This window comes from Lacticaseibacillus manihotivorans DSM 13343 = JCM 12514, from assembly GCF_001435035.1.
GTDB lineage: Bacteria > Bacillota > Bacilli > Lactobacillales > Lactobacillaceae > Lacticaseibacillus > Lacticaseibacillus manihotivorans.
In genome coordinates this window covers 1-8212 of record NZ_AZEU01000145.1, presented here as the reverse complement: position 1 = coordinate 8212, position 8212 = coordinate 1, and the positions used below count along the sequence as shown (strand labels likewise).

The following is an 8212-nucleotide window of genomic DNA, read 5'->3' as shown; positions in this document are numbered from 1 at the left end:
CCGTGTGAATCGTGGGATTGCGCTGCTTTTTTGAAATTCTATGAATAATCCAGGTAAAACCATGCTGCACTACATTCACCGGCGCTCGCGGGACAATGCGCGCACGCCGATGCAATGGAACCAAAGTACTAATGCCGGGTTTTCAAATCAAGTGCCATGGCTTGCAGTGAACCCGAATTATCGGACAATCAATGCTGAACAAGCCTTAGCAGATCCAGATTCCGTGTATTATTTTTATCAACGGTTGAACCAACTGCGTAAAGCTTATCCAGTGATCGTATATGGCGATTACACGTTGCTTGATCCAGAAGATGCGCAAGTTTATGCCTATACGCGGCAGCTCAATGACGAACAGCTATTGGTGATCAGTAATTTCACTGCAGAAACGGTGACCCGTCATTTTGACTTAACCGACAGGGAGCTATTGATCAGTAACTATTCAGATGCCCCGCAAGCGCAACTGCGCCCATATGAAACGCGAACTTATTATCGGCGTGGGTGAGGTTATTTAAGGAGGAAGGATAATGTTTGGATTATTTAAGAAGGCTAAAGGCAAAACGGTGGTAGCACCAATCAGTGGGCAATTGATCCCAATCGACGCAGTCAGCGACGATGTGTTCTCACAAAAAATGATGGGTGATGGGTTTGCCGTCACGCCGGCTGACAGCGTGGTTTATGCGCCAGTTGCAGGAAAAATCACGACCGTTTTCCCGACCAAGCACGCCATTGGCATCACCACACCCGAAGGCTTGGAAGTATTGGTCCATATGGGATTGGATACGGTTGAACTCAATGGCGCGCCGTTTGTGATTGATGTGCAAGTTGATGACACAGTGGCAGCTGGCGATCGCTTAGGGACCATCGATAGCGCACAAATCAAAGCCAGTGGCCGTGATGATACCATTGTGGTGGTGTACACCAATATGGACTTGTTGAAATCTTTTCCAACGGTGACAGCACAAGCAGTCGATCACGGGGATGAAATCGGGCAATTGACCTATTAAGAGGACGATCATGGCAGGGGTAATTTTTGATTTTAATGGCACGTTATTTGAAGACGCGGATAAACAAGTCGCAGCCTGGCAGGCGTTTGCCATTGCCCATCGCGGCCAAGCGTTAACGCCAGTGGAATTTGATCAACACGTGCATGGCCAAAACAATCCCATGACCTTACGCTATTTATTAGGTCGTGAGTTGACGGCTGAAGAAGTCGCGACGTTAAGTGAAGATAAAGAGCGGCGTTATCGGCAATTGTGTCGTGAAGATGCCACTAATTTTCACTTGCGGCCAGGGGCGGTCACCTTTTTTGAGCGCCTGAAGCAAGCTGGGATTCCGATGACGATTGCGACGGCTTCAGGACCCCGCAACTTGGACTTCTTTTTTGAGGCGTTTGATTTAGCAAAATGGTTTGATCGTGATCAAGTCGTTTATGATGATGGGACTTTGGCAAGTAAGCCGGCGCCTGATGCGTTCTTAAAAGCGGCCGCTAATCTTGGTTGTCAGCCGCAGCATACGGTGGTGTTTGAAGATTCTTTATCTGGTATTGCCGCCGGCATCGCTGCTGGGAGCATCGTGGTGGGCGTACAAACCAAAGGAGATCAAGCCGCCATTGCCCAAGATCCTCGGTTAAGTGCGGTGATTCAAGCTTATACAGATGACTCGCCATATCTGAATGCGGCATTTATCAAAACTTTATAGTGACTAAAGTTTGTGAGGTTGAGACATATTTGTCTGAACCTCTTTTTATTGTTGAGGTTCGACAACGTCAGGGTTTCATATCGCCATCTCCCTTTGTTATGGCCCTGAAATCATCTCTTGCCGCCAGCCGAGATGATTGAACAAACACATACGATACCGGACATTGTGAGGAAATTCGATTGGCAGATGAGGTGATAGGTATAGACTTTTTTTGGAACGCGTTATTTGGCCAATCTTGTAATTGTTGACTTTCCGCTGGAAAATATTTCGAAATGTGGAATGGTTCACTAAAATTGAAACCTATCCCAACTGTATTGTAATCGCTTGCAGCAACAATTGGTCCAGCCCATACTATAACCATACCCGGGGTACAAATTGATAAGTTGGTAAGGACTGGCATTCGGATTAATAGGAGAGATATCATGGACGACAGAAAATTTTCAGTTTTAATTGCAGGCGGCGGGAGTACTTATACACCGGGGATCGTATTGACCTTGTTGGATCACTTGGATAAGTTTCCACTGCGCGCATTGAAGTTTTATGACATTGATGGCGACCGTCAACAAAAGGTTGCTGATGCCTGTGAGATCTTAGTCAAAGAACGCGCCCCAGAAGTGGAATTCGTTTCAACGACGGATCCTGAAACAGCGTTCACCGATGTTGATTTCGTGATGGCCCAAATTCGTGTCGGCAAGTATGCGATGCGCAGTGTCGATGAAAAGATTCCGTTGCGCCATGGTGTTGTTGGCCAAGAAACGACTGGCCCTGGTGGGATCGCTTATGGCTTACGCTCGATTCCAGGCGTTATCGGCTTGGTCGATTACATGGAGAAATACTCGCCGAATGCTTGGATGCTGAACTACTCTAACCCAGCAGCTATCGTGGCTGAAGCGACTCGGCGTTTACGGCCAAATTCCAAGATCATCAACATTTGCGATATGCCGATCGGGATCATGGATCGCATGGCTGCCATCGTTGGATTAAAAGATCGCAATGATTTGGTCTTCCGCTATTATGGCTTGAACCACTTCGGTTGGTGGACTGATGTGCGCGACAAGACTGGCAAGGACCTGATGCCACAATTAAAAGAATATGTGGCGCAACATGGTTATTGGTTAGGTGATGCGGATAAAGGAACAGAAGCAAGCTGGGTATCGACCTTTAAAAAGGCAGCTGATGTTTACGCTTTGGATCCATCAACGCTACCAAACACCTATTTGAAGTATTACCTCTATCCACAATATGTGGTGGAACATGCAGATCCAAATTATACGCGGACTGATGAAGTTGAAGCTTATCGTGAAAAGAATGTCTTCACTGAATGTGCTCGCATTAAAACTGCTGGCACGGCCAAGGATACCAACTTCAAATCCGATGATCATGCCACCTACATCGTCGATTTGTGCACGGCGATTGCGTATGATACCAAGCAACGGATGTTGGCGATTATTCCAAACGAAGGCGCGATTGCCAACATCGATCCAGAAGCAATGGTCGAAGTGCCTTGCTTGTTTGGTGCCAATGGTCCAGAACGCTTAGCCATGGGCAATGCCGCTACGTTCCAAAAAGGGTTGATCACCGAACAAAACTGTGTTGAAAAATTAGTTGTGGATGCGTATGAACAACAATCTTACACGAAGTTATGGGAAGCGATGAGCCTCTGCAAGATTGTGCCAGATGCGAAGGTCGCTAAGGATATTTTGGATGAAATGATTCCTGCCAACCAAGAATACTGGCCAGAATTGCACTAAACGTCGAGTTAAAGGCGCGTGCGAGCCACGCGCTTTTTTTCTGAGTGAAATAGTAAGGGCTTACATTTGAAAGAGAGATGAAACGACATGATGCAGAAACTTCAACGATTTGGGGCTGCAATGTTCACGCCGGTATTGCTCTTCACCTTTGCTGGGATCATGACAGCGATTTGCGTGTTGATGACAAATACTGCGATCTTCGGCGGCCTCGCTGATCCATCTACGAATTGGTATGGCGTGTGGTCGACCCTGCAAGCCGGCGCCTTTACCGTTTTTAATATTATTCCGCTATTGTTTGTTGTTGGCTTACCGATTGGTTTAGCCAAGAAATCTGGTGGTCGCGCGGCGATGGAATCCGTTGTCAACTATGCGGCTTGGAATTATATGATCAATGCGATGCTCACTTATTGGGGTGGCGCATTTGGTTTCAAGAACTTTGCCAAAATGCAAATTGTTGCCAACTCTACGAACCAAGGGTTGACCAATATCATCGGCATTAAAACCTTGGACACGTCAATTGTTGGGGCGTTAATTGTTGCCGGCATCACCGTTTGGTTGCACAACAAGTATTTTGATAAGAAACTCCCATCATGGTTAGGGACGTTCCAAGGCTCCAGTTATATTGTAATTTTAGGTTTTCTCGCCATGATTCCGCTGGCTTTAATCACTTGCTTTGTTTGGCCTAAGATCCAAGGCGGTATCAGTGCCTTGCAAGGCTTCATGAAAGCATCTGGCGTCTTGGGCATTTGGGTCTACACCTTCTTGGAACGGGTTTTGATTCCAACTGGGTTACACCACTTCATCTATGTTCCATTTGAATATGGTCCCGCTGCCGTTTCTGGTGGGTTGAAGGCTTGGTGGTTCACCAACTTGAATGATTTGGCCCAATCCACTCGACCAATCAAAGAATTAGCCCCAATGATGGGCTTTGAAGGTTACGGGTTTGAAAAAGTCTTCGGGATGCTCGGCATCGGGTTAGCCTTTTATGCCACTGCTAAGCCATCTAAGAAGAAAACCACTGCCGCTTTAATGATTCCAGCAGTTTTAACTGGGATGATGGCTGGGATCACTGAACCGGTTGAATTTACATTCTTGTTTGCCGCGCCAGTACTCTGGTTTGTTCATTCCTTCTTGGCTGCGACCATGGATGCGTTGATGTATGCTTTAGGCGTGGTCGGCGAATTCTCTGGTGGCTTGATCGGTTGGGCCAGTGAAAACTGGATCCCATTGTGGGCCAACCAATGGAAGACGTATTTGATTCAAATTGTGGTTGGGTTGATTTTCGTAGCGATTTACTTCTTTGCTTTCCGCTTCTTGATTTTGAAGTTTAACTTCATTACACCAGGTCGTGAAGCAGACGAAGAAGAAACCAAGCTGATCAATAAGAAACAATACAAAGCCGCTAAAGCTGCTGAAAACAGCGCCGATCCTTATATCGACCGGGCACGTGCTTATCTCTCTGCTTTAGGTGGCGCAGAAAACATTCAAGAAATGACGTCTTGTGCCACTCGGCTGCGCGTGACTGTTGATGATGAAAATCAATTGGCACCAGATGCTGAATTCAAAGCGAACAAAGCCGTCAATGTGGTGCATCACGGCAAAGCGATTCAAGTGATCGTCGGCTTGGATGTTCCCCAAGTACTGGAATCGATGCAAGGTTTGATGGCAGAATCTGGTAATGGTGCTGCGGTTACCCAAAGCACACCGGAACAAGAAGCCGCATTGCTGATTGGTGATACGCTTGGTGGTCGCGATAATGTCGATACGATCACTGCCACTAGCGACACCATCACGATCACTGTTAAAGATGTGTCAAAAGTTGAAACTGAAGCGACCTTCCTGGCATTAGGGATCAACATTACGAGCGTTACCACAAACGCCAACAATGTGACGATCACGATCGATAATGCGTTTGGCGTTGCTGCTGCATTGTAAATCATAGGAGGAAAGACGATGGAGACCACAATCAAACAAAAAGCATCTGGATATTTGCACGAACTGGCACGCTTTTTGCACCTTGATCAACGGCGTTTGTTTTACGGCGTTGTCGCCGTGTTGATGCTTTTGCCAGTGGCCTTTCTTGCCTTTTTGGCGGTGAATGCAACGATGGAAAGCATGAGCATCATTGCTGTGTTAAAAGCCAAACCATTGATTGCAGCATTAAGTATTATCGCAGGGTTAGATATGCTAGTCGGCTACACTTTATGGATGGCGCGTCAGGATATTTTGGCAGATCGCACCACCTTTCGCTGGGTCATCAGTGCCGTGGTGTTATCACAACTGTTCGTGTCAAACGTGTTAGTTGCAATTGCTGGCACCTTCGCCTTAGCCTTTAGTGGTAAGCAAACTGTTCAACATGTTAAAGCGAACGTTAAAGTGAAATTGATTTCGGCAGGCTTGCTAGGTGTTTACGGGCTGTGCCTGTGGTTAGTGATGACGTTAGCACAACGGTAGGTCAAAGAGGCGCCTTGGCAGAGATGCTGAGGCGTCTTTTCATATGAAAGGACTGATTGCTGATAATCCAACAAACAGTCGCTGCATCAACGGTTTGCAATATGACCAGCGCCTCTGCCTCATGATTCTTTTTGGAATCGTGCGGCAGAGGCGTTTTTGTATCATCAGGAGCTTTCGCAAAAAAATAGTTTTTCCAAAAGTATCAAAAGGCACCTGTTTTGCAAATATATATAGTGAAGGGGATGTTGGCACAGGCATGAGGAGATGTTATGATGAGTGCAGTCAAGACATTGACGAACTGGTACGAATTGCCCTGGTGGGTGGGGCTTAAGGAAGTCTTGGTGTTATTCGGCTTTGTTTTAGGGATGATATCAGGATTGATTGGAGTCGTGACCTATCGTCGCAATACCGCGATTCGGGCGCAAGATGTGCGCGCAAATCAGATTCGCCGCACTTATGAAGTGATGGTGAGCTATCCTAGCGCGATTCGAGGAAAAGTGTTGATAGTGACGCAGCAGTTAGAGCAAGGCCTTAGTGTGATTGACGAATTGCGGCAACAAGGTGAAGATGTTGGTCAATTAAATGGTGCCTTATTGAGGATCGTGATGGAGTCTGACCTCATTGAATTGTTACATGTATTGGATCCTTATGGTTTCTTGCTAGGGAATCAAGACTATTTGTTTACCAATGAGGTATTAAACACTTTTGCCTCAGAAGTGAGGCGAGTGCTGTTGAATTAGCAGATTGCCTCAAGTATTGACGGCATTTTGAAAACTTCAACCATGAGCGGATCACGCAGTTGCAACAACAATTGCGTGATCATCAGGCCCAACGCAGATAAGGAGAAATAGCAATGACGCAAACCTCTTGGCTAGACAGTCGTGAAGCCACAGTGGCGCATATTCATGAACTTTTAAAGCAGCCTATGACTGATGCAAGTAATTTAGAAATAGTCAATCAAATGCGCGCACAATCTGGCGATCGACCATTAACAATGACCGAATATCTAGATGTTTTGGAAAAAAGTAAGCGTGGGATTCATTCGTACGATGAGGTGCCGCAAACAAAGCCGTTCTTTCAGCGTTTACGTCAAGCGCTAAAAAATAGCCGCAACGCGTTTAAGGCCACAATGCGAAAATCATAAAGGAATTTCCAACTGGCGTACCTGAAATAATGGCGCGCCGGTTTTTGTTTTCGCCCAATTCCGTTGAGTTTGGTATACTTGAGCCGGACAATACGGAGGCAAAATGATGAGACATTTCGGTGTGATCGACCTTGGGAGTAACTCAGCGCGCTTAAGCGTGTGGCAGATCAATGAAGATTCCAGCGTCAAACAAGTCTTAAAACTCAAAGAAATGGTGCGCCTATCAGAAGGCATGGGTGAAGACCGCATCTTGCAAGAGCCCGCGATGGCGCGCACGATTCAAGCCCTTGTCGGCTTTAAAAAGCAATACGAAGGCTTGCATGATTTGACCCTTGAAGCGTATGCGACGGCGGCAACGCGCATGGCGGCCAATCAAAAAGAATTTTTGAAGCGGGTCAAAAAAGCGGTTGGCGTCGATATCAAAGTGATCCCAGGCACCAAAGAAGCGGAGCTGGATTTCTTAGGCGTGATCAACACCTTACCGATTCAAAATGCGTTGATCATGGATACAGGCGGCGCCTCGACCGAATTGATCTTAGTACAAAACCGCAAACTTCAACATCTGATCTCAATTCCGTTTGGTTCCGTCAACTTATCAGAGCGCTACTTACACGGCGATACGGTCAGTGCGGCGGAATTATTTGACGTGATCACTTCTGTCAATCGCACCTTCAATGGCATTTGGTGGCTGAAAAAAGCCCAAAACTTGCCGATTGTCGCACTTGGCGGCTCTAACCGAACACTTGCCAAGATCCAACGCCGCAAAGATGCCGTGGCGAACTTCGAAGATATTCATGGTTATCGCATGAGCACTGAGCAAGTCAACGCGATTTTTAAGCAAGTAATTTCCAGCTCTTTAGAAGAACGCAAAGCCATTGGTGGGCTGGCCAAGTACCGCGCAGATATCATCGTCGGTGGGTTAGTGCCAGTGGTGATGATGATCCGCTTTTTAGATTCGGACCGTTTGACCTTCTCCCAATATGGGTTGCGCGAAGGGGCACTGTATCAACACTTGGAAGCTTTCAATGCCGGGGTGTAGCTTAGCTTAAAAACGGTGTAAGAACCGGTTAAGAATCAGGCGAAAAGCAGTCAAGACGACTGCTTTTTAGTACCTGGATTATTCACCTCGGTATTTGGGACATGAAATCGCATCTGGCCGGTCTGA

8 protein-coding genes and 1 pseudogene are annotated in these 8212 nt (G+C 46.7%); all 9 read left to right on the top strand.

The genetic code is table 11. The features are described from left to right. Window positions 1-61 precede the first annotated feature (61 nt). A pseudogene (locus FD01_RS08395) lies at window positions 62-502 on the top strand (alpha-amylase family glycosyl hydrolase); the annotation flags it as partial. 22 nt (window positions 503-524) lie between these two features. Continuing rightward, window positions 525-1004, top strand: coding sequence for a PTS sugar transporter subunit IIA (locus tag FD01_RS08390; protein ID WP_056963700.1), 480 nt, complete (start codon window positions 525-527; stop codon window positions 1002-1004). A gap of 10 nt (window positions 1005-1014) precedes the next feature. Next, window positions 1015-1698, top strand: a complete 684-nt coding sequence (locus tag FD01_RS08385) for an HAD family hydrolase (RefSeq protein ID WP_056963697.1) — start codon at window positions 1015-1017, stop codon at window positions 1696-1698. 422 nt (window positions 1699-2120) lie between these two features. After that, the gene (locus tag FD01_RS08380; RefSeq protein WP_056963695.1) at window positions 2121-3449 is read left to right on the top strand and encodes a 6-phospho-alpha-glucosidase; all 1329 of its coding nucleotides are present in this window, start codon (window positions 2121-2123) and stop codon (window positions 3447-3449) included. Between the two features lie 87 nt (window positions 3450-3536). Next, window positions 3537-5384 carry an alpha-glucoside-specific PTS transporter subunit IIBC gene (locus FD01_RS08375; protein ID WP_054718926.1) on the top strand — a complete coding sequence of 616 codons (1848 nt, stop codon included), beginning with the start codon at window positions 3537-3539 and terminating at the stop codon, window positions 5382-5384. A gap of 18 nt (window positions 5385-5402) precedes the next feature. After that, entirely contained in the window at window positions 5403-5903 is a 501-nt protein-coding gene (locus tag FD01_RS08370; RefSeq protein ID WP_054718929.1) for a hypothetical protein, read from the top strand. A 269-nt stretch (window positions 5904-6172) separates the two neighbouring features. After that, window positions 6173-6643 (top strand): hypothetical protein, encoded by a 471-nt coding sequence (locus FD01_RS08365; protein WP_152164844.1) that lies wholly within the window; start codon window positions 6173-6175, stop codon window positions 6641-6643. 113 nt (window positions 6644-6756) lie between these two features. After that, window positions 6757-7047 (top strand): hypothetical protein, encoded by a 291-nt coding sequence (locus tag FD01_RS08360; protein WP_056963693.1) that lies wholly within the window; start codon window positions 6757-6759, stop codon window positions 7045-7047. Window positions 7048-7150: 103 nt separating this feature from the next. Next, entirely contained in the window at window positions 7151-8086 is a 936-nt protein-coding gene (locus FD01_RS08355; protein ID WP_056963691.1) for a Ppx/GppA family phosphatase, read from the top strand. Window positions 8087-8212 lie beyond the last annotated feature (126 nt).

Coding starts and splice junctions, on each gene's coding strand:
- FD01_RS08390 (WP_056963700.1), top strand. CDS start 525: ATGTTTGGATTATTTAAGAAGGCTAAAGGCAAAACGGTGGTAGCACCA.
- FD01_RS08385 (WP_056963697.1), top strand. CDS start 1,015: ATGGCAGGGGTAATTTTTGATTTTAATGGCACGTTATTTGAAGACGCG.
- FD01_RS08380 (WP_056963695.1), top strand. CDS start 2,121: ATGGACGACAGAAAATTTTCAGTTTTAATTGCAGGCGGCGGGAGTACT.
- FD01_RS08375 (WP_054718926.1), top strand. CDS start 3,537: ATGATGCAGAAACTTCAACGATTTGGGGCTGCAATGTTCACGCCGGTA.
- FD01_RS08370 (WP_054718929.1), top strand. CDS start 5,403: ATGGAGACCACAATCAAACAAAAAGCATCTGGATATTTGCACGAACTG.
- FD01_RS08365 (WP_152164844.1), top strand. CDS start 6,173: ATGATGAGTGCAGTCAAGACATTGACGAACTGGTACGAATTGCCCTGG.
- FD01_RS08360 (WP_056963693.1), top strand. CDS start 6,757: ATGACGCAAACCTCTTGGCTAGACAGTCGTGAAGCCACAGTGGCGCAT.
- FD01_RS08355 (WP_056963691.1), top strand. CDS start 7,151: ATGATGAGACATTTCGGTGTGATCGACCTTGGGAGTAACTCAGCGCGC.